Consider the following 24,339-nt stretch of genomic DNA (forward strand, 5'->3'; position numbering starts at 1 on the left):
CCTCAAGCTAGGTTACAAGAGCTATGAACAAATTCGTCGGCAAACACGTCGTTGTCGCAGCGCTCGTGGCGCTCGCGGGCAGCGCGCAGGCGGCCGGTGTGGTCGGCAACCCGAAGGACGGGGCGAGCAAGGCCGCCATGTGCATCGGTTGCCACGGCATCCAGGACTACCGCGCGGCGTACCCGGAGGTCTACCGGGTGCCTGTCCTCGGCGGCCAGAACCAGCAATACCTCGAGAACGCGCTGAAGGCCTACCGCAAGAAGGATCGTCACTTCCCGTCGATGAACGCGATCGCCGGGTCGCTGACCGACCAGGACATCGCGGATCTGTCGGCGTACTACGCCGCCCAGAAGGCCGACTCGAAGGACAACCCCTACAAGTAAAGCGCGCGCCGCCGATCTCTCCGGCGGGACAGGAGCATTCATGAACAACGCATTCAAGACGGCGGCGGCGGCACTGGCGGCCGGCCTCGCGATCGGTACCGCGCACGCCGCGGATATCTCGAAGGGCAAGGAACTGGTCGAATCGCACAACTGCGCGGCCTGCCACGGCGCGCAGCTGAACAACCCGATCAACGCGGAGTACCCGCGCCTCGCGGGCCAGCACGCCGACTATCTCGTGTGGGCGATGCGGCAGTACCAGATGGGGCTGACGAACCCGCTGCTCGGCCGCAACAACGCGATCATGCAGGCGCAGGTCCAGAACCTGTCGGTCAGCGACATGAAGGACATCGCGTCCTACATCGAGTCGCTGAAGGAAACCGACCTCGTGTTCAAGAAGTAAGCGCGACGGGCCTCACGGGCTCGCGCAGCAAGAATGCCCCGCCTCGGCGGGGCATTTTTTTGTCCACTCCACTGCCCCGGCGCCGGTCGATGTGCCGGCCCCGGCCGCTCAGTCGCGCGACGCGCGGCGCAGGATGCGCTGCAGGTAAGCGTCGGTATCGGGCGGCGTGTTCGTGCGCTGCGCTTCCCAGATCGTCTCGCCGAGGCATTCCATGATCGCGTGCTGCGCGTCGTGGGTCGAGTCGAGCTTCGCGGCCAGCTTGTCGTGCGCGGCGCGGATCCCGGGCGGCTGGTCGATCGACAGCTGCTCGCTGATCGCGAGGTGCATCGACAGGTGCAGGAACGGGTTGGTCCGGCCTTCCTCGGGCGTGTAGTTGCGCGCGGCCGCGCCGTCGGCGTCGGCCAGTTCGTCGTGGTACTCGGGATGCTCGACGATCCAGTCGGCTGCGATCGCTTCCAGCGGCGTCAGGATCTCGCCCGCGCGCTGCTTGCGCCAGGTCTCGGTGAAAAAGCGACGCACGTCGTCGCGGCTTGGATTGAACATGGTGGGGAAACGTCGTGATTCGGGCGGCGTCATGCCGCGTCGCGCATTGTACGCCGGCGCGGCCGGCGGCGCTGGCGACGGCCCCGGTCCCGGCCGTTGCTGGCGGGAGGCGGGCAGGCGGCACGGCGACGGTCGTTGCAGCCGCTCGCCGCGCAACGGGTAAGCGGGGGCTAGGCTCGCCGCCTCCGCGCCGCTACACTCCGACGATTCCCGTCACGGCAGCCTTGCTCGCGCGCTTTCATCTTTCATCATGACCGCCACCGTCCGCTCATCGTCCGCCGCCCTGCAGGGCGCGCTCTACGTCGCGTTGTCCGCCGCCGCGTTCGGCGCGATGGCGATTTTCGGCCGCTATGCGTATGCGGCCGGCGTCGACGTGCTCGGGCTGCTGATCGTGCGCTTCGCGATCGGCGGCGCGGTGCTCGCGGCGATCGCGCGGCACCGCCGCGTCGCGTGGCCGCGCGGGCGCTCGCTCGCGCCGCTGGTGGCGATGGGCGCGCTCGGCTACGTCGGGCAATCGTTCTGCTATTTCAGCGCGCTGCAGCACGCGCAGGCGAGCCTCGTCGCGCTCCTGCTGTACCTGTATCCGGCGTTCGTCACGCTGCTGGCCGCGTGGTGGCTCGGCGAGCGCCTCACGCGCGCCAAGGCCGTCGCGCTGGTGCTGTGCGTCGCGGGCTCGGCGCTGATGGTCGGCGGCGGGCACGGCGAGCCGCTCGGGATCGCGCTCGCGCTGGCCGCCGCGGTGATCTACTCGCTGTACATCGTCGGCGGCACGAAGGCGACGCGCGGCGTCGATCCGCTCGCGACCACCGCGATCATCTGCCTGTCGGCCACCGCGACGCTCGTCGCGATCGCGGTCGTGCGAACGGCGGCGTTCGGCGCGCCGCCGCGCTGGCCGGCCACGGCCGGCGGCTGGGCGTCGATGCTCGCGATCGCGCTCGTGTCGACGGTCGCGGCCATGCTCGCGTTCTTCTCCGGGCTCGAACGGCTCGGGGCCGCGCGCACGTCGATGCTGTCGACGCTCGAACCGGTCGTGACGGTCGCGCTCGCGGCGCTGCTGTTCGGGGAAGCGTTGTCGCCGCTGCAGTGGGCCGGCGGCGTCGCGATCCTGGCGGCCGTGCTGGCGCTCGTGCGCGCGGGTGGCGCAGCCGCCGACGACGCGACGGCGACGTCCAACGCGTAGGCGGGAAGGGGCGCGCCGCCGGCGCCGCAGCGGGACCGGCCGATTGTCGCGCGCGGCCCGAGCGGCCGGCGCGGTGCGTGGATACGTCAGCCGCGGCGGACGCTCACTCTTGGGGCGGCGGCGTCTTCGGCCGGAACTCGCACAGCGGCTCGATCGCGCAGTGCCAGCATTCCGGCCGGCGGGCCTTGCATACGTAGCGCCCGTGCAGGATCAGCCAGTGATGCGCATCCTGCAGGAATTCCTTCGGCGTGAACTTCTCGAGCGCGGCCTCGACGGCCCGCACGTCCTTGCCCGGCGCGAGGCCGGTGCGATTCGCGACGCGGAAGATATGCGTGTCGACCGCGATCGTCGGCTGGCCGAACGCGGTGTTCAGCACAACGTTCGCGGTCTTGCGGCCGACGCCCGGCAAGCCTTCGAGCGCTTCGCGATCGGCCGGCACCTCGCCGTCGTAGCGCTCGAGCAGGATCCGGCACGTCGCGACCACGTTCTTCGCCTTGGTGCGATACAGGCCGATCGTCTTGATGTACTCGGTGACGCCTTCCTCGCCGAGCGCGACGATTTGTCTCGGGGTGTTCGCGACCGGGAACATTTTCCGCATCGCCTTGTTGACCGACACGTCGGTGGCCTGCGCGGACAGCATCACGGCGATCAGCAGCTCGAACGGCGTCGAGTATTCGAGCTCGGTGGTCGGATGCGGATTGAGGCTCTGCAGCGTTTCGTAGATCGCGCGTCGTTTGCTGGCGTTCATGGAGCGTTCTGGTCGGGCGGCGCGGGCGGGCCGCCCGGTTCGTCGTTGTCTGTGTCGTTCGGTTCGTCGCTGCCGCTCGCGGCCGCCGTTTCGGCGTCGCGCCGCGCCTGCTGTTCGGCGAGCCGCTTGCGGCGTGCCTCGGCCGCGTCGATCTGTGCCTGGACGGCCGCGCTCACGCCTTCCGTGTTCTTCGGCCCGGCGCCTTGCCCGGACAGTTCTTCCTTTTTCTTGCGCGCGCGTTCGAGCGCGGCGGCGATGATCGCGCGTTTCTTCGCTTCGGCGTCGTCGGCCGGTGCGGCGGCCGGCGCGCCCGGCTGCGAACCGGGCTGCGCGGCCGAGGGCTCCGCGGCCGGCTTCACGGCACTGGCCGCGCGGCGGGCGGCGGCACGTGCTTCGGCGGCCTCGCGTTCGCGGCGCTGGCGCGCGAGCCGCAGGTCGTGGCGTTCGCGCGCGGCGTCGGCCTGTTCCTGCGACCACGCATCCCAGCCGGTGCGATCGCCGGTCACCGGCAGCATCGCGATGCAGTCGACCGGGCACGGCGGCACGCACAGGTCGCAGCCCGTGCACAGCGACGCCACGATCGTGTGCATCTGCTTCGGCGCGCCGACGATCGCGTCGACCGGGCACGCCTGCATGCACAGCGTGCAGCCGATGCACAGGTTTTCGTCGATGAACGCGATCGCGCGCGGATGCTCGCTGCCGTTGACGGGATTCAGCGGAATCACCGGCTTGCCGAGCAGGCTCGCGAGGCGGGCGATGCCTTCGGCGCCGCCGGGCGGGCACTGGTTGTAGTTCGCGTCGCCGGCGGCGATCGCCTCGGCGTACGGACGGCAGCCGTTATAGCCGCACTTCGTGCATTGCGTCTGGGGAAGCAGATCTTCGATGCGATCCGCGAGTGTTTTGGAATCGGTCACGGTGACAACAGGCTGACAACAGGCGCAGCGGCGCCGAATGGCTCTCGGCCGCGTCGGGCTCGGCCGGAAAGGTTTGCCAAAGCTCGATTATCGCCGATTTCCCGCATTGCGCCGGACGCCGTCTATGCGCATAATCGAACCGCTTTTTTGCAGGGGCTCAGCAGGAGGGCGGCCGCCCGCGGCGCGCCCGTTCCAGGGCGGCCGGCGCCGAGGCGGTGGGGGTGCCGGTCCGAATCAAGCGGCTCACATAGCAAAGCGCCACCATGAATCAGCCAAAAATCAAAAGAGATCCTGAAGGCACGCGGCGCCGCATTCTGATGGCGGCAGCCGAAGAGTTCGCGAATGGAGGGCTGTTCGGCGCGCGCGTCGATCAGATCGCGCGCCGGGCCGAAACGAACGAGCGCATGCTCTATTACTACTTCGGCAGCAAGGAGCAGCTCTTCACGGCGGTGCTCGAACACGCGTTCTCCGCGCTGACGGAGGCCGAGCGGGTGCTGGATCTCGACGGCGTCGCGCCGGTCGAAGCCGTCACGCGGCTCGCGCATTTCGTGTGGGACTACTACCGCGACCATCCGGAGCTGCTCCGGCTCATCAACAACGAGAACCTGCACGAGGCGCGCTATCTGCACAAGTCGACGCGGATCCGCGAGATGATGTCGCCGATCGTCGCGAAGCTCGGCAACGTGCTGATGCGCGGCCAGAAGGCCGGGCTGTTCCGCGGCGACGTCGATCCGCTGCGTTTCTACGTGACGCTGTCGGGGCTCGGCTACTACATCGTGTCGAACCGCTTCACGCTCGCCGCGACGCTCGGCCGCGATTTCACCGACACCGACGAGCGCGCGGAAATGGTCCGGATGAACACCGAGGTGCTGCTCGCGTATCTGCTGCGGCGCTGACGCGACGAGTGGGCGAGCCGATGAGCCGCCCGTTCGCGGCCGCGGCCGGATAAAAAAACGCCGCCGTTGCGCGAAGCAACGGCGGCGTTTTTGCGTCGGAACGCGGCGCGTCAGGCGGCCTTGCGGGCCCGCACGGTTTTGGCGCGCGGGCTGCCAGCCGCGCGTTTCGCGGCGGGCGCGGCCTTCGCGGCGGGCGTCCGGGCGGGCGCGACCGTCACGGCCGGCGTCTTCGCGCGCGTGCGTTTCGCGGCGGTGGCGCGCACCGCCGTTTCCGGCTCCGGCTTGGCGGCCGGCACGACGCCGATCGTGGTCGCATCCTGCGCATCGACGGGCAACTTCGTCGCGCCGTGCTTCGGTTCCGGCGCATGCTCGCGAATGAAGTCGCGCAGTTGCGGATAGATGATCGTGCGCCAGCGGCGGCCCGAGAAGATCCCGTAGTGGCCGCACTTCTCGGCGGTCAGGCTGCGGCGATCGTCCTGCGGGATGCCCGTGCACAGCTCGTGCGCGACGTGCGTCTGGCCGCTGCCCGAGATGTCGTCGAGTTCGCCCTCGATCGTCATCAGCGCGGTGTGCTTGATGTCCTGCGGCCGCACGCGCTCGCCCTCGACGTCCCACGTGCCTTCCGCGAGCCGGAATTCCTGGAACACGACGCGGATCGTCTCGAGGTAATACTCGGCGGCCATGTCGAGCACCGCGTTGTATTCGTCGTAGAAGCGGCGATGCGCTTCGGCGTCGTCCTCGTCGCCGCGCAGCAGGCTCTGGTAGAAGTCCCAGTGCGATTGCGCGTGGCGCTCCGGGTTCATCGCGACGAAGCCCGTGTGCTGAAGGAAGCCCGGATACACCTGGCGGCCTTCGCCCGGATAGTTCGCGGGCACCGTGTGGATCACGTTGTTCTCGAACCACGCGGTCGAGTGTTGCGTGGCCAACGAGTTCACCGACGTCGGGCTGCGGCGCGCGTCGATCGGACCGCCCATCATCGTCATCGTGAGCGGCGTGTCCTCGCCGCGGCTCGCCATCAGCGAAATCGCCGCGAGCACCGGCACCGTCGGCTGGCATACCGAGATCACGTGCAGGTTGCGCGCGCCGATATGGCGGATGAACTCCTGGATGTACGCGATGTAGTCGTGCAGGTGGAACGGGCCGACTTCGACCGGCACCATCCGCGCGTCGATCCAGTCGGTGATGTAGACCTTGTGATCCTGCAGCAGCGTGCGCACCGTGTCGCGCAGCAGCGTCGAATGGTGACCCGACAGCGGCGCGCAGACCAGCACGACCGGTTCGTCCTTCAGTTGCGTGACGGCGTCGGCATCGTCCGAATAGCGCTTGAAGCGCAGCAGCCGGCAGAACGGCTTCTCGATGATCGTCTGCTCGACGATCGGGATGTTGTGGCCGTCCTTGACGATCTGATGAATGTTGAATTCCGGCTTTTCGTAATCCTTGCCGAGCCGATACATCAGTTCATAGGCGGCCGCCATCCGCGGCGCGCCGGGCATCAGCGAGAACGGGCTGGAAGGATTCGCGAACGACTTCGACGCGGCCTGGGCCCAGGCCGTGAGCGGGCTCAGCATCGCCCGCTGGAATTCGTGCAGTTGGTAAAGCATGCAGGCTACTCCCGCGTGGGGGGACGGCGCGCAAGGGCGGCGTGTGGCGTCGCGGCGTGCCGTGTGGGTCAGCGGCCGGCCATGTTGCATTGCAGCCGGACAATCTCGCCGATCATATCGGACAACGATCGGTGGTGCAATGCAACATTTCCCCGGGTTTTCATCATGGTGTTGCGATTTGACGATCTCTGAACAAGGCCGCCTGCGCCGCTCAGCGGCCGGCGGCCACGGCCGGCGCGGGCTGGCCGGCCGCGCGCGCCATCGCTTCTTCGTGGTGCATCAGGTTCATCGCGGTGTGCACGAGCGCCACGTGGGAGAACGCCTGCGGGAAATTGCCGACGAGCCGCCCGGCCACCGGGTCGTACTCTTCGGCGAGCAGCCCGAGGTCGTTCGACAGCGCGAGCAGGCGGCTGAACAGCCGATGCGCGTCGTCGATCCGGCCGAGCAGCGCGTAGCTGTCGACCAGCCAGAAGCTGCACGCGAGAAACGTGCCTTCGCCCGGCGGCAGGCCGTCGTCGTATTCGGTCGTGCGGTAGCGCATCACGAGCCCGTCGTGCAGCAATTCCCGTTCGATCGCCTCGACCGTGCCGACGATGCGCGGGTCTTCCGGCGGCAGGAAGCCGAGCTGCGGCAGCAGCAGCACGCTCGCGTCGAGCTCGTCGCTGCCGTAGCTCTGCGCGAACGCCTGCTTGCCTTCGTGCCACGCGTTCGCGCAGACGTCCGCATGGATCCGCTCGCGCAGCGCGCGCCAGCGGTCGAGCGAGCCGGGCAGCCGGAACATTTCCGCCGACTTGATCGCGCGGTCGAACGCGACCCACGCCATCACCTTCGAGAACGTGAAATGGCGGCGGCCGCCGCGCGTTTCCCAGATCCCTTCGTCGGGTTCCTGCCAGATCTTCTCGAGGTGGTCGAGCAGCGCGCACTGCACGGACCAGACCGTGTCGTCGGCCTGCAGGCCGCCCACGCGCGCGAGGTGCAGCGCGGCCATCACCTCGCCGAACACGTCGAGCTGGAGCTGGTTCGCGGCGCCGTTGCCGACGCGCACCGGCAGCGAGTCCTGGTAGCCGGGCAGCCAGTCGAGTTCCATCTCCGGCAGCCGGCGCTCGCCGGCGATCCCGTACATGATCTGGATCTGCTCGGGCGAGCCGGCCATCACGCGGCCGAGCCACGTGCGCCACGCGCGCGCCTCGTCGTAGTAGCCGCCGCGCATCAGCGCGAGCAGCGTGATCGTCGCGTCGCGCAGCCAGCAGTAGCGGTAGTCCCAGTTGCGGTTGCCGCCGATCTTCTCGGGCAGCGACGTGGTCGGTGCGGCGACGATGCCGCCGGTGGGCTCGTACGCGAGCGCCTTCAGCGTGATCAGCGAGCGGCGCACGGCGGCCGCGTAGCGGCCCTGCACCTGGCAGCGGCCCGACCATTCGAGCCAGTAGTTCTCGGTGCGCGCGAGCATCGACAGCGGATCGCGCGCCGGCGGCAGCCGCATGTGCGACGCCGCGTAGCCGAGCGAGAACGGCACGCGCTCGTCGGCGCTCACCGTGAATTCCGCGAGCGTGTGGAGGTTCTTGCCGGTGAGCGGCACCGGCGTGCGCAGCACGACGGTATCGGGGCCGGCGATGGCCTTCATGCCGTCCTCGCGGGTCAGTTGCGTGACCCACGGAATCGAGAAGCCGTAGTCGAAGCGCAACACGAGCTCCATGCGCATCTTCATCGTGCCGTGGCGGCCGACGACGATGCGCACCAGTTCGGACCAGCCGTTGCCGGGCGGCATGAAGTCGATCACGGTGACGGCGCCGTCGGCGCTTTCGTAATCGGTTTCGAGAATCAGCGTATCGCCGCGATAGCGGCGTGTCGTGTGCGTGATCGCGGCGTCGGCGGCCGGAGCAAGCAGCCAGCGGCCGTGCTCGGGGGTGCCGAGCAGCGCCGCGAAGCAGGCGCCCGAATCGAAGCGGGGCCAGCACAGCCAGTCGACGGAGCCGTCTTTTGCGATCAGCGCGGCCGTATGGCCGTCGCCGACGAGGGCGTAGTCTTCGATCAGGGCGGGCATGGGCAGGCGATCCTTGGGTATTCGAGTTTCACAATGCGGACGTCGGCGGCCCGGACTTCACGCCCGGGCGCCGCGCCCCGTATACTCGGCCGGGCGGCGGAGCGCATGAACGGCCGGCGTTTCGTCCTATCTCAACACTTGAAGCGACTCGATGCAAGGAGGATTCAATGCCCAACCGTTTACGGGAGCGTGACGCACGCGCTTCGACACGAGGGTTCCCGCTTAGGTTCGCTCACTGGATGAAAGGTTTCGCGATCGTGCTGTCCCTGTCCGCGACCCACGCATTCGCGCAGCAATCGTCCGCCCCGGCCGACGGCGTCTACAACCTGCTCGTCGGCACCTATACGGGCGGCGGCAGCGACGGGATCTACGTGTACCGCTTCGATACCAAGACCGGCAGCGTCGCGCCGGTATCGTCGGCGAAGACCGTGAATCCGTCGTATCTGTTGCCTAGCCGCGACGGTCGCACCGTCTACGCGGTCAACGAGCTGCCCGGCGACGACGGTCCCGCGACGCAGCGCGGCGGCGTCAGCGCGTTCCGCTTCGACGCGAAGACGGGCGCGTTGAGCTTCATCGATCGCGTATCGTCGGAAGGGAACGACCCCTGCTATCTCGCGCTGTCGCCGGACGGCAAGTATCTCGTGACCGCCAATTACTCGGTCGCGGCCGATCCGGGCGGCAGCTTCGCGGTGTTCCCGCTGCGCGACGACGGCGCGGTCGGCCAGGCCGTGCTGACCGTTCATCACGAAGGCACCGGCCCCGTGAAGGGCCGCCAGGACGGCGCGCACGTGCATTCGACGGTGTTTTCGCCGGACGGCCGCTACCTGTTCGTGCAGGATCTCGGTACGGACAAGATCTACGGCTATCGCTACACGGTGGACGGCAGCCGCGGGCTGATCAGCCCGACCGACACGCGCTACACGCCGGTGAAGGCCGGCTCCGGCCCGCGTCACATGGTGTTCGGCGCCGACGGCCGCTTCGCGTACGTGACGAGCGAGCTCAACGCGTCGGTCGAGGTGTTCGGCTATCACGACGGCAAGCTGACGCCGGTCCAGACGGTGCCGATGACGGCGCCGGGCTTCAAGGGCAAGGTCGGCGGCGGCGCGATCCACCTGTCGCCGGACGGCCGCTTCCTGTATGCGAGCAACCGCGGCGACGCGAACGACCTGGTGATCTACGCGGTGAACCAGGCCGACGGCCGGCTCAAGCGTGTCGGCCGCCAGTCGAGCCTCGGCAAGACGCCGCGCGAATTCCTGATCGATCCGACCGGCAAGTGGCTGATCGTCGGCAACCAGGATAGCGACACGTTCTACGTGTTCAGTCGCGACGTCGAAACGGGACAGCTCGGCGCGAATCCGCAGAAGGTCGCGGTCGGCAAGCCGGTGGATTTCAAGCTGGTGCCGGTCGCGCAGTAAATCGCGGCCGATTCCCGGTCGATGCAGGAAGGGCGCTGCCGAGGCAGCGCCCTTCGTATTGGGGGCAGCCGCTTGCGCGGCGCGCCCGTATCGACGAGTCGCGGCCGGCGGGCCGCCGGCCTCAGTCGGCCGCGGCCGGCACGAGCACCTCGCGGCTGCCGTTGATGCCCATCGCCGACACGAGGCCCGCGGCTTCCATCTGCTCGACGAGCCGCGCCGCGCGGTTGTAGCCGATGCGCAACTGCCGCTGCACCGACGAGATCGACGCGCGCCGCGTGCGCACGACGAACGCGACGGCTTCGTCGTACAGCGGATCGGCTTCCGCATCCGGCGCATCGCCGAACAGGTCCTGCGTCGCGCCGTCGGCGGCCGGGCCGTCGAGAATCCCTTCCTCGTACTGCGGTTCGCCGAACTGCTTCAGATATTCGACGATCCGGTGCACTTCCTCGTCGGCGACGAACGCGCCGTGCACGCGCTGCGGATAACCGGTGCCCGGCGGCAGGAACAGCATGTCGCCCATCCCGAGCAGCGACTCGGCGCCCATCTGGTCGAGGATCGTGCGCGAGTCGATCTTCGACGACACCTGGAACGCGACGCGCGTCGGGATGTTCGCCTTGATGAGGCCCGTGATCACGTCGACGGACGGCCGCTGCGTCGCGAGGATCAGGTGGATGCCGGCCGCGCGCGCCTTTTGCGCGAGGCGGGCGATCAGCTCCTCGATCTTCTTGCCGGCGACCATCATCAGGTCGGCCAGCTCGTCGATCACGACGACGATCAGCGGCAGCGTCGACAGCGGCTCCGGATCCTCGGGCGTCAGCGAGAACGGGTTGCCGATCTTCTTTTCCTTCGCTTGCGCGTCGCGGATCTTCTGGTTGAAGCCCGCGAGGTTGCGCACGCCGACGGCCGACATCAGCCGGTAGCGCTTCTCCATTTCGCCGACGCACCAGTTCAGCGCGTTCGCCGCGAGCTTCATGTCGGTGACGACCGGCGCGAGCAGGTGCGGGATGCCTTCGTAGACCGACAGCTCGAGCATCTTCGGGTCGATCATGATGAGCCGGACGTCTTCCGGCGTCGCCTTGTACAGCAGCGACAGGATCATCGCGTTGATCGCCACCGACTTGCCCGAGCCCGTCGTGCCGGCCACGAGCATGTGCGGCGCCTTCGCGAGATCGGTGACGACCGGGTGGCCGGTGATGTCCTTGCCCATCGCGATCGTCAGTTGCGACGGCGAATGCTGGTACTGGCGCGATTCGAGGATCTCCGACAGGCGGATCATCTGGCGCTTCGCGTTCGGCAGTTCGAGGCCCATGCAGGTCTTGCCGGGGATCGTCTCGACGACGCGGATCGACGTGAGGCCGAGGCCGCGCGACAGGTCCTTCATCAGCCCGACGATCTGGCTGCCGCGCACGCCGAGCGCCGGTTCGATCTCGAAGCGCGTGATCACGGGGCCGGCCGACGCGCCGACCACCGTCACCGGCACCTTGAATTCCTGCAGCCGCTGTTCGATCACCTGCGCGGTTTGCGCGAGGTGCTCCTCGGTGATCGTTTCGACGTCGTCGGACGCGGGCTCGAGCAGGTCGAGCGTCGGCAGTTCGACGTTGAACGACGCCGGTGCGTGGAATTCGAACGCGTTCGGGCGCGGCTGAGGGGCGGGGGGCGCGGCCGGGGCCGGTTCGGGCGGCTCGATCGCGTCGGTGGCCGGTGCGCCGATCGGCGGGATCGCGACGGGCGGCGGCGCGGAAATGACGGTTGCCGGCGTGGCCGGGAGCGCCGCGCCGGGAACGGTTGCTGTGGGCGGTGCAGCGGTCGGCGTTGTGGTCACGTCATGCGACATGGGCCAGCTTGCCGACGAGGCGGCAGGCGCGGACGGTGTCGTGAACGTTTGGGTTGCGACTGCGGCAGGGACGGCCGCGATCGACGGAGCCTGCGTCGCAGCGGCCGCACCGAGGGCCGTCGGCGATCCGGCCGCAGCGGCAGGCGCGGCTGCGCTCGGGTAAGCCGGAGTCGCGGCGGTTGTAGTCGGCGGCGCGATCGTACCGGAGGACGGTGACGCCGTGGCCGACGCGGCGGGCGACACGGGCAGGCCGATTGCCGGCTGCGGAGCGACTGCGCCCGATGAGCTTGATGTCGCGAAGGTCGTCGGGCCGATCGACGTGGTTGCCGTGTCGGTGGACAACGTCGATGCCAGCGCGGAAGACGGTGCAGCGATGGGCGCGGACGTGAAAGTCGCGAGTGTCGCGGTGGCCGGCGCCGGTGTTGCGGGCGCTTGTGCGGTCGAACCGAACGTCGAGCCCGGCGTGCCGGTCGTCGACTGCATCCCGGCGCGCGCATCGGTCGATGCGGACGTCGAAGCGAGGGGAGGCGAGCCGTAAGTCATGCCCGCGACACCGGCAGGCGGTGCTGATGCGGCCGAAGTAACGGGCGGCGCCGATGCGGCCGGTTGCGACAGCGAAGCGGACGCGGTGCCGGTTACGCCGACCGGCGAAACGGCGGCGACGGGCGCGATGCTCGATGCGGAGGCGGTCGAATCAGGCGCCGTGCCGACTTGCGACGATGTAGCGACGACCGAAGCCGTCGATGCCGCGGCAAACGGCTGAACCGTCGGCGATTTCGGCAATTCCGCGGCGACGGTCGTCGGTGTCGCGGCCGGCTGCATCGTCGGCGGCGTCCAGTATGTAGCGGGCGTCGCGCGTTGAGCGACGGCCGGCAGCGGTGCGGCGGGTTCCGCGTCGACCGGCTGCGCAGCGTTCGGTGCGATCCGCGACCCGGCCGGTGCGGACGTTGCCGCAATCGACGTGGTCTCCGAAAGCGCGCGCGCCGACGTTCCCGCCATCGACGAAGAGGGAAGGGCCGCGAACGGAGCGATGCTGTCGGCCGGTTTCACGTCGGCGTGTGCATCGGCAACCCCTTGACGCAAATAAGCCGGTGCAGCGCGATCCATTGCAGGCGCCGGGTGCGCGTCTTCCTTGTCGTCGATATCGACGGACCCGGTCGGCTTGCTGGTGCCGACGTCGCGAACGACTGCATCGCGTGCCGGCGCGAACGCCGAATGAGCGGATTCCGATCCCGCGGTGTGCGCCAGCGACTCGGCGAGCGGGTTTTGGGTCGACACGTCGAGCACAGAAACCGGCGGGCTGACAACGTCTTCCCAAGGCGCGAGATCGATGGCTGCGTCGCTCGACGGTGCGGCGGCGCGTCCGAATGCCGGCGCGGCCGGCGCTTCGTCGACCGGAGGGATCTCGTCGTCGGCACGATGCGAGACCGCGGCCTCGTCGATGCCGGCATTCGACCGTGCGTGCGGTTCGGCGTTATCGAAGGCAGGAGTGAGCCCATCGCCGACCGGAGCCTGCGCGATGCCGGATGCCGCCGGCATGAAGGCGTCGAGCACGATCGGTGCGTCGTCGTCGTCGTCGTCGTCGTACGCGGGCGCGGCAGCGGGTTCGGCCGAAACATTGGCGTCCCGGGTCGCGACGCCCTGCGCTACGGAGGCGAACGTATTCGACGCGGCCGCCGATGCCGGCGCGGCGACGCCGCCTGCTGCCGCGGCTACGCCACCGGCCACGGCAGCGGCTGCGGTCGCCGTTTGCGTTGCATCGCCCGACTGCGCGCCGCCCAGCGTTGCCCATTGCGCGGTGCTGGCCTCGATCGAGCGCAGCGTGTCGTGAACGCTCGGCGCGGGCGTAATCGGCGCGGCCGGCTTCTCGTTCCACGCATAGAGCGGCGCGCGGGCCGGCGCGGGCGGCGCCGGGCGGCGTCGTGCCGCGTCCGGCGACAGGCCGGCTGCCGTCGTGCCCGCGACCGGGCGCACCGGCGGACGCTGCGGCTGCGTGGCAGCCGGTCGTGGCGTGACCGTGGCGCGCGGCGGCGTCTGCGTCAGCGCGGCGGTGGCCGGCCGCGCGACGGTCGGACGCGGCCGGACGGGTTCGAATCCGGCCGGAAGCGGAGCCGGCGCGGGGCGCGGCATTTGCGCGTTCGCCGCGGCGCGCGCGAGGCTGGCGGTGCTGCCGGTGGTCGGCGGCGGCATCGCGCTGGCCGGCATCGGCGCGGGCGCCGCCGGCGTGCGCTGCGGCGTGGCCGGCTTCAGCCAGCCCGACGGCGCGACGGGTTCCGCAAGCGGGCGCGGCGGTGTCTTGCCGCGCGGCTTCGGTCGCGCCTGCGGATCGGGTTTCCACACGGTCGGACGCGAATACCGGCCATTCTGGCGTGGCGCCATCGAATTGACGGTGTGTGCGGTGGTCGGCTGTACGACGTCGTCGTCGCGATGCAGCGCGCTGCGCGGCAGGTCGGCGATTCCGCGCGCGTCGTCGTCGCCGCCGTCGCGCGACAGCTTGACGCCGAACGACGTGTCGACCCACGCGGCGAACTGCCGCCAGCCGATGCCGGACAGCCAGGGCAAGCCGGCGAAGAACAGCACGACCATCGCGACCGGCGTGCCGATCGGGCCGAGCACGTGGGCGAAGCCGGCCGAGAACGCATGGCCGAGCGCGTTCGTGTCGGGGCCCGACAGCGGGCTCGTCAGCGTGCAACTGGCGACGAATACCGCGACGAAGCCGAGCCACAGGCGGATCGAGCCGCGGCCGGCAAGCCCGCCGCCGCCGGGCAGCATCGCCTGCACGAGACGCCAGAAGAGAAGGAGGAACCAGACGGCGGAGATGCCGAACCAGCCGAAGACAACCGTGTGCATGCTTTGAAACAGGAGTGGGGAGGGGCGCGCGGGGCGCGACCCGCCGAGTTTAACCGGCCGGCGAACAAGACTCTAACGCGGCGTGATTCCGATTCACGCCGCACGACGCACGTGGACGGCACATGCGCGTGGCGCGCCACGCGAAGGCGGTCGGTCGGCCTTCGCGCGCGCCGTGCATCAGGGGCTCCGGTGCGTGAACGTCAGCGTTGCGCCGGCCTGGGTCACGATCTGCAATTGCTGGGGCGCGCGCATCTGCACGCCGGTCTTCTCGATGTGGGCGAGCGCGTCGAGGTACGCGGCTTCGAGCTGGCCGCCGAGCGTGTTCGGGCAGGCCATCCGCGTGCCGGCGAGCGGGCCGAAGCTCAGCAGGCCGTTCTTGATCGCGTAGGTGCCCATGTAGCGGTTGCAGCCCGAGAACCCGCTCGCGCGCCGGATGCCCGAGTCGGTCGACAGCGCGAGCTTGATCGGCTCGCCGTTGTCGCCGTGCGGGATCGCGCGTTGCGTGCCGTCGGCGTTCACCCAACTGGTGAGTTCCCAGCTCGTGTCGTCGAGCAGCTGGACGGCGGCCGGGTTGTACGGGTCGGGTGCGGGGGCGGCGGAATCGGGATGGGTGGGCATCGCGCAGGCGGCGAGAAGCGTGGCAAGCGTCAACGCGCAGAGCGGCGCGCGCAACGGGCGAAGCAGGCCGGTGCGTGCGCGTGCGGCGGCGGACAGGTGGGACATGAGCCTCGTTCCTCTTCGGATTCTGATCAAGGCGTAAGAGTAACGCACCCGCCCCGCGACAGGCGAGCCGACACTTCGCGCGCGAAAACGTTCGCGGGCCGCCCACGGGCCTCGCGCGATCACGCGCGGTTGCGGCCAAACCGCCCAAACCGGCTCCGATGCCCGTGTTAACATCGAAGCCGTTTTCGTCCTCCAACAGAACCAGCGGGAAATCACATGCAGATCGGTCAGCGGCTCGGTACGCCGCTTTCACCCTCGGCCACGCGCGTCATGCTGCTCGGCGCGGGCGAGCTCGGCAAGGAAGTCATCATCGCGTTGCAGCGTCTCGGCGTCGAAGTCATCGCGGTCGATCGCTATCCGGATGCGCCGGGCCATCAGGTCGCGCATCGCGCGCACGTGATCGACATGACCGATTCGGCCGCGCTGCGAGCCGTCGTCGAGGCCGAGCGCCCGCACCTGATCGTTCCCGAGATCGAGGCGATCGCCACCGACGCGCTCGCGGCGATCGAGGCGGCCGGCTTCGCCGAGGTGATCCCGACCGCGCGCGCGACGCAGCTCACGATGAATCGCGAAGGGATCCGCCGGCTCGCAGCCGAGGAACTCGGCCTGCCGACTTCCCCGTACGCGTTCGCCGATTCGTTCGACGCTTTCCGCGCGGCCGTCGCGAAGATCGGCATGCCGTGCGTCGTGAAGCCCGTGATGTCGTCGTCGGGCAAGGGGCAGTCGGTCGTGAAGACCGACGCCGACGTGAAAGCCGCGTGGGACTACGCGATGGCGGGCGGGCGCGTGAACCACGGCCGCGTGATCGTCGAGGGCTTCGTCGATTTCGACTACGAGATCACGCAGCTGACCGTGCGCGCGATCGACCCGGCGACGCTCGACACGCGCACCTATTTCTGCGAGCCGGTCGGCCACGTGCAAGTGGCGGGCGACTACGTCGAATCATGGCAGCCGCAGCCGATGAGCGCGGCGGCGCTCGAGAAATCGCGCGAAATCGCGCACAAGGTGACCGAGGCGCTCGGCGGGCGCGGGTTGTTCGGCGTCGAGCTGTTCGTGCGCGGCGACGACGTGTGGTTCTCCGAGGTGAGCCCGCGGCCCCACGATACGGGCCTCGTCACGCTCGCGTCGCAGCGCCAGTCGGAATTCGAGCTGCATGCGCGGGCGATTCTCGGGTTGCCGGTCGATCCGGCGCTCGGCACGCCGGCTGCGTCGGCGGTGATCTACGGCGGGCTCGACGAGCGCGGGATCGCGTTCGAAGGCGTACGCGACGCGCTCGCGGTGCCGGGCGCGGACCTGCGCCTGTTCGGCAAGCCGGAAAGTTTTGCGAAGCGGCGCATGGGCGTCGCGCTGGCGACCGGCGCAACCGTCGACGAAGCGCGCGAACGCGCGAAGCGCGCGGCCGCGGCTGTGCGGCCCGTGTCGGCGCGCTGACGGAACGAGGAGACGACGATGGCGTCGAGGTGGTCGCGTATCGGAAAGCTGGGCGCCGTGCTGGCGCTCGTCGCGAGTCTCGCGGGCTGCGGCCTCGCGGCCGCGCCGTGCCGGGTGGCGTCGGCCGGGCTCAAGATCGTGCCGCTCGTCGGCCATGTCGCCGCGGCGCCGACCGATGCGTGCGCGGACGTGATCGACCCCTGATTCCGGCAGCCGGCGCGATTGCCCGCCAGCCTCATAAACAATAACCGCGCGCCCTTCGACGGCGCGCTTCCACCGTCTCGTGAGAGGACCTGCATGATTCGCCGAACCCTCGCCGCGCTTGCGCTCGCCGGCAGCGCCGTTTCCGCCGCGCATGCCGCGCAACTGACCGTCGAAGAAATCGACGCCGACGCGCGCCAGCCCACCGTCTACCAGTGCGCGAACCACAAGGCGCCGGTACGCGTGTCGTACTGGCTCGCGGGCAACGGCCAGAGCTTCGCGCTCGTGCCGGTCGACGGCAAGCAGATGCTGTTCGTCGACACGGTGTCGGGGTCGGGCGCGCGCTATCAGGCCGGCCGCTATACGTGGTGGACGAAGGGCAAGGAGGCGACGCTGCGCGACGAGATTGCCGACCCGAAGTCGCCGCCGCTGCTGGCCGACTGCGTGCAGGTCGAGAAGAAAAAGAAGAAGGGCTGAGCGGCGCGCGCGGAGCCTATACGGCCGGGTCGACTGGCTGCGTCGGGTTGAACGCCCGATACGCGCGGCTGGCGGCGGGCATGCTGAGGCGAGACTGCGCGATCGAACCCCTAATAGTGTTCACCGGCCGATACGGTTACCCCGATCGGCCGGCTGCTCGCCCCCGCGAGCCCCGGCAGACTCGCCGCATGAACCGCCGTCGCGACCATTCGCGGCGTTGTCACGGACAGATTCCCGCACGGTGCTACAATACGGCCCTTTCCGCCGGCATTCGCGCCGAACGGAGTCCGCACGGCCTGGCGTCCAGCGTTCGCATTGAACCGGTCCCAAGCACCAGAGCGGCGCCGCGCGGCGCGCCGCGGCTCCGTCTATTTCCGAATTGTGATGAGCGCAGGCCCGGCCGGCCTGACGCACGATGTCCCCGCCGCGCCTTTTGAGCGAAACGCCACCATGTCCGATTCTGTCGCCAAGCCCGTCGACGCAACCTTCGATCAATTCGGCCTTGCCCCCGATATCCTGAAAGCCATTGTCGAGCAGGGCTATACGACGCCGACGCCGATCCAGGCGCAGGCCATTCCGGTCGTGCTCGCCGGCCGCGACGTCATGGGCGCCGCGCAAACGGGCACCGGCAAGACCGCGAGCTTCTCGCTGCCGATCATCCAGCGCCTGCTGCCGCAAGCGAACACGAGCGCGTCTCCGGCGCGCCACCCGGTGCGCGCGCTGATCCTCACGCCGACCCGCGAACTCGCCGACCAGGTCGCCGCGAACGTGCACGCGTATGCGAAGCACACGCCGCTGCGCAGCGCGGTGGTGTTCGGCGGCGTCGACATGAATCCGCAATCGGCCGAACTGCGCCGCGGCGTCGAGATCCTGATCGCGACGCCGGGCCGCCTGCTCGACCACGTGCAGCAGAAGACGGCGAACCTCGGCCAGGTGCAGATCCTCGTGCTCGACGAAGCCGACCGGATGCTCGACATGGGCTTCCTGCCCGATCTGCAGCGCATCCTGAACCTGCTGCCGAAGGAGCGTCAGACGCTGCTGTTCTCGGCCACGTTCTCGGGCGAAATCAAGAAGCTCGCATCGACCTACCTGCGCAACCCGCAGACGATCGAGGTCGCGCGCAGCAACTCGACGAACGCGAACGTCACGCAGATCGTCTACGACGTCGCCGAAGGCGACAAGCAGGCGGCCGTCGTGCAGTTGCTGCGCGATCGCGGCCTCAAGCAGGTGATCGTGTTCTGCAACAGCAAGATCGGCGCGAGCCGTCTCGCGCGCAATCTCGAACGCGACGGCGTGGTCGCGTCGGCGATTCACGGCGACAAGACGCAGATCGAGCGGATGCAGGCGCTCGACGCGTTCAAGCGCGGCGAGATCGAGGCGCTGGTCGCGACCGACGTGGCCGCGCGCGGCCTCGACATCGCCGAGCTGCCGGCCGTGATCAACTTCGACCTGCCGTTCAGCGCGGAAGACTACGTGCACCGGATCGGCCGTACCGGCCGCGCGGGTGCGACGGGCGACGCGCTGTCGCTGTGCAGCCCGAACGAGCGCAAGCAGCTCGCCGATATCGAGAAGCTGATCAAGCGTCCGCTCGACGTGCAGACGCTCACGCTCGACAAGCCGTCGCGCCAGCGTCACGACGAACGCGGCGGCGAACGCAACAGCGAGCGCGGTGGCGAGCGCGGCGGTCGTCGCGATCGCGACGAGCATCGCGGTGCATCGGGTCGCCGGTCGGGCAGCGCCGAGCGCGGCGGCCATCATCGCCGCCACGAAGCGCCGGTCGACGATTTCTTCCTGAAACCGTACGAGCCGTCGGCGTCGGCGAAGCAGCCGGACGATGCGCAGCCCGCGCAGCAGCCGGAGAAGAAAGGGCCGAAGCGCCAGGTCGCCGCGCTGCTCGGCGGGTTCGGGATGCCGCGCAAGCCGTCGGCGTAAGCCGGGCGGCGCGTCAGCGCTGCCGGACAAGCGGGTGCATGCGACGAGCATGTGCCCGTTTTTCATTGGGCGACGCGATCGGGGTTGGGCGTGCGCGCGGCAGCGATTGCTTGTCGGCTGCGGCGGCGGATATTTCGAGGCTGTTGTGTAGCAGCGGATGCGGCTCTCAGGCTGCCGTCACGCTTTCATGCGAGCGGATTCGCCGCGGATGGATGCTGGAACATAATCGGTGCGGGCGGCGCCGTGCACGCGGTTCAACCGGTGCGCGGCCCGAAGCGACGTGCCCACGCATCGGTCGCGGCCGCGTAGAACGCGTCGATCGTATGGCCGGGTAGATCGCCATCCTCCGACAGACCGAGATGCGCGGCGGCCGCCCGCAGCGCCGGCAGCGGATCGTTGCGTTCGAGCGCCGTCGCGCCCGTCTGCTTGCTCAGCTTTTCGCCGTTCGCATCGATGACGACGGGCACGTGCAGGTATGCGGGCGTGGGCATGCCGAGGCAGCGCTGCAGGTAGATCTGGCGCGCGGTCGAATCGAGCAAGTCGGCGCCGCGCACGACGTGCGTGATGCCGGCGGCGGCATCGTCGACGACGACCGCGAGCTGATACGCCCATTGGCCGTCCGCGCGTTTCAGCACGAAATCGCCGACTTCGGTCGCGAGGTTCTGCGATTGCGTGTGCTGCCAGCGATCGTCGAACGCGACGAGTGCGGCATCGCCGTCGGGTACGCGCAGCCGCCATGCGCGCGCGGGCTTGCCGTGCAGGCCGGTGCGGCAGGTGCCCGGATACGCGAGCGTCGTGTGGCGTTCATGGGCGGCGCGCAGCGAATCGGCGATTTCCTTGCGCGTGCAGCCGCACGGATACACGCGCCCGGCCGCGATGAGCCGCTCGAGGGCGGCCGTGTAGGCCGCATCACGCGTACTCTGCCAGACGGGCGGTTCGTCGGGCGTCATGCCGAAATGCGCGAGCGTCGCGAGGATGTCGTCCGCCGCACCGGGCACCGTGCGCGGGCCGTCGAGATCCTCGATGCGCACGAGCCAGGCGCCGCCGTGCGCGCGTGCGTCGAGCCAGCTCGCGAGTGCGCCGACCAGCGAGCCGAAGTGCAGCGGGCCGGTGGGCGATGGCGCGAAGCGGCCGCGATAGCGGTGCTTCATCGGCGGGGCGGGGCGCGGTGCGACGCGGCGTTACGCGGCGCTGGCTGCCTGCGCGCAGGCAGGGCACGACTGGCCGGGCACGTAGCTCGGCGATCGTTGCGCTTCCGGCGTGACGACCGCGCGGCACGCGAAGCACGTGACGTTCTCGGTGGGCTGGAGTTGCGGATTCAGCGCGGTGCGGTAATCGAACACGAAGCAGTCGCCGTGATAGTGCGCGCCGCCGACTTCCTCGAAGTACTTCAGGATCCCGCCTTCGAGCTGGTACACGTTGTCGATGCCGATTTCCTTCATGTGGATCGCGGCCTTCTCGCAGCGGATGCCGCCGGTGCAGAACGACACGACCGTCTTGCCTTCGAGGTCGGCGCGGTTCGCGTCGATCACTTCCGGGAATTCGCTGAACTTGTCGATCCGGTAGTCGAGCGCGTTGTCGAACGTGCCGACGTCGACCTCGAACGCATTGCGCGTGTCGAGCATCACGACCGGACGGCCCGTGTCGTCGTGGCCGCGGTCGAGCCACGCCTTCAGCGTGCGCGCGTCGACGAACGGCGCGCGGCCGAGTTCCGGCTTGATCGCGGGCTTCTTCATCGTGATGATCTCGCGCTTCAGGCGCACGAGCATGCGGCGGAACGGCTGCGAGTCGGACAGGCTTTCCTTGAACTGCAGCGTCGCGAACTTGCCTTCGAACAGCGGATCGTGGCGGATGTATGCGATGAACGCGTCGGTGGCTTCGCGCGTGCCGGCGATGAACAGGTTGATGCCTTCCGGTGCGAGCAGGATCGTGCCGCGCAGGCCGAGTTCGTTGCAGCGGGCGGTGACGAGCGGGCGCCATTGCTCGTTCGCGTCGAGCGAGACGAAGTGGTAGGCGGCGAGGTTGACGATGGTCATGATGGTCCGACGGGAAAACGGCCGCACGGCGGCCCGCAAAAAAGGGTGCGAAGCCGGGGCGTTGATTCGAAAAACCGTATTATCCCGCAAACGGCGCGGGCATCGGTATCCGGCCGAACGGCCAGCCGCGCGACGCGTCGCCGCGTGCATCGGCCGAACGGCCAAAGCGGGCATTTTTTGGGCAGCGCGCGCGGCGAGGCGGCTACAATAGCGCCCATGTCAGATCCTCGCTTCGTCCATCTTCGCGTTCACTCCGAATTCTCGATCGCCGACGGCATCGTGCGCATTGACGACATCGTCAAGGCGGCGGCCGCGGACGGTCAGGGCGCGCTCGCGCTCACCGATCTCGGCAACGCATTCGGTCTCGTCCGTTTCTACCAGGAAGCCCGCGGCAAGGGCATCAAGCCGATCGCCGGCTGCGACGTCTGGATTGCCAATCCGGACGACCGCGACAAGCCGTCGCGGCTGCTGCTGCTGGTCAAGGACAAGGTCGGTTACCTGAATCTCTGCGAGCTGCTGTCGAAGGCGTGGCTCACGAACCAGTACCGCGGCCGCGCGGAGCTCGACGCGAGCTGGCTCGACGGCGAGCTCGCGCAAGGGCTGCTCGCGCTGTCGGGCGCGCAACAGGGCGATATCGGGATCGCGCTCGCCGCGGGCAACGAAGAAGCCGCGCGCCGTCACGCCGAGCGCTGGGCGCGGGTGTTTCCGGGCGGTTTCTACATCGAGCTGCAGCGTTACGGCCAGCCGGGCGCCGAGGCGTACATCCAGCAGGCGGCGACGCTCGCCGCGTCGCTGAAGCTGCCGGTCGTCGCGACGCACCCGACGCAGTTCATGACCGACGACGATTTCACCGCGCACGAGGCGCGCGTGTGCATCTCGGAAGGCGACATCCTCGCGAACCCGCGGCGCCAGAAGCGTTTCACGACCGACCAGTATTTCCGCACGCAGGCCGACATGGCCGCGCTGTTCGCCGACCTGCCGTCGGCGGTGGCGAACACGGTCGAGATCGCGAAGCGCTGCAACCTGAAGCTCGAGCTCGGCAAGCCGAAGCTGCCGCTGTTCCCGACGCCGGACGGCATGTCGCTCGACGACTATCTGGTCCAGCTGTCGAAGGAAGGGCTCGAGGCCCGTCTCGCGCAGTTGTATCCGGTCGAAGCCGAGCGCGACGCGCAGCGCGACACATACTACAAGCGCCTTGAATTCGAGTGCGGGACCATCACGAAGATGGGCTTCCCCGGCTACTTCCTGATCGTCGCGGACTTCATCAACTGGGCGAAGAACAACGGCGTGCCGGTCGGGCCGGGCCGCGGCTCGGGCGCCGGCTCGCTGGTCGCGTACGCGCTCGGCATTACCGACCTCGATCCGCTGCGCTACAACCTGCTGTTCGAGCGCTTCCTGAACCCGGAACGCGTGTCGATGCCCGACTTCGACATCGACTTCTGCCAGCACGGCCGCGATCGCGTGATCCAGTACGTGAAGGAGAAATACGGCGCGGACGCCGTGTCGCAGATCGCCACGTTCGGCACGATGGCCGCGAAGGCGGCCGTGCGCGACATCGGCCGCGTGCTCGACCTCGGCTACATGTTCACCGACGGCGTCGCGAAGCTGATCCCGTTCAAGCCCGGCAAGCACGTGACGATCGCCGACGCGATGAAGGAAGAGCCGCAGCTGCAGGAGCGCTACGACCACGAGGACGAAGTCCACCAGCTGCTCGATCTCGCGCAGCGCGTCGAGGGCTTGACGCGTAACGTCGGGATGCACGCGGGCGGCGTGCTGATCGCGCCCGGCAAGCTGACCGATTTCTGCCCGCTGTACACGCAGGGCGACGACGGCGGCGTGGTCAGCCAGTACGACAAGGACGACGTCGAAGCCGTCGGCCTCGTGAAGTTCGACTTTCTGGGTCTCACGACGCTGACGATCCTCGACTGGGCCGAGCGCTACATTCGCCGCCTCGATCCGTCGAAGGCCGACTGGTCGCTCGCGCAGGTGCCGCTCGACGATCCGGCGTCGTTCCAGATCCTGAAGAAGGCCAACACGGTCGCGGTGTTCCAGCTGGAAAGCCGCGGGATGCAGGGCATGCTGAAGGATGCGCAGCCCGACCGCTTCGAGGACATCATCGCGCTCGTGTCGTTGTACCGTCCAGGCCCGATGGACCTGATCCCGAGCTTCTGCGCGCGCAAGCACGGGCGCGAGAAGGTCGACTATCCGGATCCGCGCGTCGAACCCGTCCTGAAAGAGACCTACGGCATCATGGTCTACCAGGAGCAGGTGATGCAGATGGCGCAGATCATCGGCGGCTACTCGCTCGGCGGCGCCGACCTGCTGCGTCGCGCGATGGGCAAGAAGAAGCCCGAGGAGATGGCCAAGCATCGCGAGATCTTCGCCGAGGGCGCGGCGAAGAACGGCCTCACGCGCGAGAAGTCCGACGAAATCTTCGACTTGATGGAGAAGTTCGCGGGCTACGGCTTCAACAAGTCGCACGCGGCCGCGTACGCGCTGCTCGCGTATTACACCGCGTGGCTGAAGGCGCACCATCCGGCCGAATTCATGGCGGCCAACATGACGCTCGCGATGGACGACACCGACAAGGTGAAGATCCTGTTCGACGACTGCGTCGTGAACAACCTCGCCGTGCTGCCGCCGGACATCAACCAGTCGCATTACCGGTTCGAGCCGGTCGCGGAAGCCGACGGCACGCGCTCGCGCACGATCCGCTACGGGCTCGGCGCGGTGA

19 protein-coding genes are annotated in these 24,339 nt (G+C 69.0%); 10 read left to right on the forward strand and 9 right to left on the reverse strand.

Going from position 1 to position 24,339, the window contains the following annotated elements:
* Positions 1-23: 23 nt before the first annotated feature.
* Both AC3IFE_RS27570 and AC3IFE_RS27575 read left to right on the forward strand, forming a co-directional pair.
* The gene (locus AC3IFE_RS27570) at positions 24-383 is read left to right on the forward strand and encodes a c-type cytochrome (RefSeq protein ID WP_043189035.1); all 360 of its coding nucleotides are present in this window, start codon (positions 24-26) and stop codon (positions 381-383) included.
* A 40-nt stretch (positions 384-423) separates the two neighbouring features.
* Positions 424-783, forward strand: coding sequence for a c-type cytochrome (locus AC3IFE_RS27575; RefSeq protein WP_089468084.1), 360 nt, complete (start codon positions 424-426; stop codon positions 781-783).
* 108 nt (positions 784-891) lie between these two features.
* Here the strand turns inward: AC3IFE_RS27575 and AC3IFE_RS27580 are convergent, their stop codons facing one another.
* The gene (locus tag AC3IFE_RS27580; RefSeq protein WP_371090871.1) at positions 892-1,359 is read right to left on the reverse strand and encodes a DUF1841 family protein; all 468 of its coding nucleotides are present in this window, start codon (positions 1,357-1,359) and stop codon (positions 892-894) included.
* 217 nt (positions 1,360-1,576) lie between these two features.
* On the opposite strand from AC3IFE_RS27580, the gene AC3IFE_RS27585 reads away from it, so the two are divergent.
* Positions 1,577-2,506, forward strand: a complete 930-nt coding sequence (locus AC3IFE_RS27585; RefSeq protein WP_089468083.1) for a DMT family transporter — start codon at positions 1,577-1,579, stop codon at positions 2,504-2,506.
* A gap of 103 nt (positions 2,507-2,609) precedes the next feature.
* Here AC3IFE_RS27585 and nth read toward each other — a convergent pair whose 3' ends face one another.
* Together nth and rsxB are read right to left on the reverse strand one after the other, a co-directional pair.
* On the reverse strand, positions 2,610-3,254 hold the full coding sequence (gene nth / locus AC3IFE_RS27590) for an endonuclease III (RefSeq protein ID WP_089468082.1): 645 nt from the start codon (positions 3,252-3,254) through the stop codon (positions 2,610-2,612).
* Entirely contained in the window at positions 3,251-4,168 is a 918-nt protein-coding gene (gene rsxB / locus AC3IFE_RS27595) for an electron transport complex subunit RsxB (RefSeq protein WP_089468081.1), read from the reverse strand. Before rsxB ends, nth begins: the two co-directional genes overlap by 4 nt.
* A 263-nt stretch (positions 4,169-4,431) precedes the next feature.
* On the opposite strand from rsxB, the gene AC3IFE_RS27600 reads away from it, so the two are divergent.
* Positions 4,432-5,064, forward strand: a complete 633-nt coding sequence (locus AC3IFE_RS27600; protein ID WP_006478198.1) for a TetR/AcrR family transcriptional regulator — start codon at positions 4,432-4,434, stop codon at positions 5,062-5,064.
* A gap of 110 nt (positions 5,065-5,174) precedes the next feature.
* Here AC3IFE_RS27600 and AC3IFE_RS27605 read toward each other — a convergent pair whose 3' ends face one another.
* Together AC3IFE_RS27605 and AC3IFE_RS27610 are read right to left on the reverse strand one after the other, a co-directional pair.
* Positions 5,175-6,665, reverse strand: a complete 1,491-nt coding sequence (locus AC3IFE_RS27605) for a polyhydroxyalkanoate depolymerase (protein WP_089468079.1) — start codon at positions 6,663-6,665, stop codon at positions 5,175-5,177.
* A 211-nt stretch (positions 6,666-6,876) separates the two neighbouring features.
* Positions 6,877-8,706, reverse strand: coding sequence for a glycoside hydrolase family 15 protein (locus tag AC3IFE_RS27610; RefSeq protein ID WP_489193252.1), 1,830 nt, complete (start codon positions 8,704-8,706; stop codon positions 6,877-6,879).
* A gap of 167 nt (positions 8,707-8,873) precedes the next feature.
* On the opposite strand from AC3IFE_RS27610, the gene AC3IFE_RS27615 reads away from it, so the two are divergent.
* Positions 8,874-10,121 carry a lactonase family protein gene (locus AC3IFE_RS27615; protein ID WP_301739724.1) on the forward strand — a complete coding sequence of 416 codons (1,248 nt, stop codon included), beginning with the start codon at positions 8,874-8,876 and terminating at the stop codon, positions 10,119-10,121.
* A gap of 121 nt (positions 10,122-10,242) precedes the next feature.
* Here the strand turns inward: AC3IFE_RS27615 and AC3IFE_RS27620 are convergent, their stop codons facing one another.
* Both AC3IFE_RS27620 and AC3IFE_RS27625 read right to left on the reverse strand, forming a co-directional pair.
* On the reverse strand, positions 10,243-14,805 hold the full coding sequence (locus AC3IFE_RS27620) for a DNA translocase FtsK (RefSeq protein ID WP_489193254.1): 4,563 nt from the start codon (positions 14,803-14,805) through the stop codon (positions 10,243-10,245).
* 177 nt (positions 14,806-14,982) lie between these two features.
* A complete protein-coding gene (locus tag AC3IFE_RS27625) occupies positions 14,983-15,528 on the reverse strand; it encodes an META domain-containing protein (protein ID WP_089468075.1) in 546 nt (181 codons plus the stop codon).
* Between the two features lie 216 nt (positions 15,529-15,744).
* On the opposite strand from AC3IFE_RS27625, the gene purT reads away from it, so the two are divergent.
* The 4 genes from purT (at position 15,745) to AC3IFE_RS27645 (ending at position 19,569) form a co-directional block, all read left to right on the forward strand.
* Entirely contained in the window at positions 15,745-16,959 is a 1,215-nt protein-coding gene (purT, locus tag AC3IFE_RS27630; RefSeq protein WP_489193257.1) for a formate-dependent phosphoribosylglycinamide formyltransferase, read from the forward strand.
* An 18-nt stretch (positions 16,960-16,977) separates the two neighbouring features.
* On the forward strand, positions 16,978-17,163 hold the full coding sequence (locus tag AC3IFE_RS27635) for a DUF6726 family protein (protein WP_089468073.1): 186 nt from the start codon (positions 16,978-16,980) through the stop codon (positions 17,161-17,163).
* 93 nt (positions 17,164-17,256) lie between these two features.
* Positions 17,257-17,637 (forward strand): MliC family protein, encoded by a 381-nt coding sequence (locus AC3IFE_RS27640; RefSeq protein ID WP_301739727.1) that lies wholly within the window; start codon positions 17,257-17,259, stop codon positions 17,635-17,637.
* A gap of 450 nt (positions 17,638-18,087) precedes the next feature.
* Positions 18,088-19,569 (forward strand): DEAD/DEAH box helicase, encoded by a 1,482-nt coding sequence (locus AC3IFE_RS27645; protein ID WP_489193260.1) that lies wholly within the window; start codon positions 18,088-18,090, stop codon positions 19,567-19,569.
* A gap of 254 nt (positions 19,570-19,823) precedes the next feature.
* Here the strand turns inward: AC3IFE_RS27645 and gluQRS are convergent, their stop codons facing one another.
* Both gluQRS and AC3IFE_RS27655 read right to left on the reverse strand, forming a co-directional pair.
* The gene (gene gluQRS / locus AC3IFE_RS27650) at positions 19,824-20,720 is read right to left on the reverse strand and encodes a tRNA glutamyl-Q(34) synthetase GluQRS (protein ID WP_489193262.1); all 897 of its coding nucleotides are present in this window, start codon (positions 20,718-20,720) and stop codon (positions 19,824-19,826) included.
* 30 nt (positions 20,721-20,750) lie between these two features.
* Entirely contained in the window at positions 20,751-21,605 is an 855-nt protein-coding gene (locus tag AC3IFE_RS27655; RefSeq protein ID WP_089468069.1) for a sulfurtransferase, read from the reverse strand.
* A gap of 216 nt (positions 21,606-21,821) precedes the next feature.
* Here AC3IFE_RS27655 and dnaE point away from each other — a divergent pair.
* On the forward strand, positions 21,822-24,339 hold a 2,518-nt coding region (gene dnaE / locus AC3IFE_RS27660), incomplete at its 3' end, for a DNA polymerase III subunit alpha (RefSeq protein ID WP_489193264.1).

This window comes from Burkholderia sp. APQ4-4ca, from assembly GCF_057837105.1.

Coding starts and splice junctions, on each gene's coding strand:
- AC3IFE_RS27570 (WP_043189035.1), top strand. CDS start 24: ATGAACAAATTCGTCGGCAAACACGTCGTTGTCGCAGCGCTCGTGGCG.
- AC3IFE_RS27575 (WP_089468084.1), top strand. CDS start 424: ATGAACAACGCATTCAAGACGGCGGCGGCGGCACTGGCGGCCGGCCTC.
- AC3IFE_RS27580 (WP_371090871.1), bottom strand. CDS start 1,359: ATGACGCCGCCCGAATCACGACGTTTCCCCACCATGTTCAATCCAAGC.
- AC3IFE_RS27585 (WP_089468083.1), top strand. CDS start 1,577: ATGACCGCCACCGTCCGCTCATCGTCCGCCGCCCTGCAGGGCGCGCTC.
- nth (WP_089468082.1), bottom strand. CDS start 3,254: ATGAACGCCAGCAAACGACGCGCGATCTACGAAACGCTGCAGAGCCTC.
- AC3IFE_RS27600 (WP_006478198.1), top strand. CDS start 4,432: ATGAATCAGCCAAAAATCAAAAGAGATCCTGAAGGCACGCGGCGCCGC.
- AC3IFE_RS27605 (WP_089468079.1), bottom strand. CDS start 6,665: ATGCTTTACCAACTGCACGAATTCCAGCGGGCGATGCTGAGCCCGCTC.
- AC3IFE_RS27610 (WP_489193252.1), bottom strand. CDS start 8,706: ATGCCCGCCCTGATCGAAGACTACGCCCTCGTCGGCGACGGCCATACG.
- AC3IFE_RS27615 (WP_301739724.1), top strand. CDS start 8,874: ATGCCCAACCGTTTACGGGAGCGTGACGCACGCGCTTCGACACGAGGG.
- AC3IFE_RS27620 (WP_489193254.1), bottom strand. CDS start 14,805: ATGCACACGGTTGTCTTCGGCTGGTTCGGCATCTCCGCCGTCTGGTTC.
- AC3IFE_RS27625 (WP_089468075.1), bottom strand. CDS start 15,528: ATGTCCCACCTGTCCGCCGCCGCACGCGCACGCACCGGCCTGCTTCGC.
- purT (WP_489193257.1), top strand. CDS start 15,745: ATGCAGATCGGTCAGCGGCTCGGTACGCCGCTTTCACCCTCGGCCACG.
- AC3IFE_RS27635 (WP_089468073.1), top strand. CDS start 16,978: ATGGCGTCGAGGTGGTCGCGTATCGGAAAGCTGGGCGCCGTGCTGGCG.
- AC3IFE_RS27640 (WP_301739727.1), top strand. CDS start 17,257: ATGATTCGCCGAACCCTCGCCGCGCTTGCGCTCGCCGGCAGCGCCGTT.
- AC3IFE_RS27645 (WP_489193260.1), top strand. CDS start 18,088: ATGTCCGATTCTGTCGCCAAGCCCGTCGACGCAACCTTCGATCAATTC.
- gluQRS (WP_489193262.1), bottom strand. CDS start 20,720: ATGAAGCACCGCTATCGCGGCCGCTTCGCGCCATCGCCCACCGGCCCG.
- AC3IFE_RS27655 (WP_089468069.1), bottom strand. CDS start 21,605: ATGACCATCGTCAACCTCGCCGCCTACCACTTCGTCTCGCTCGACGCG.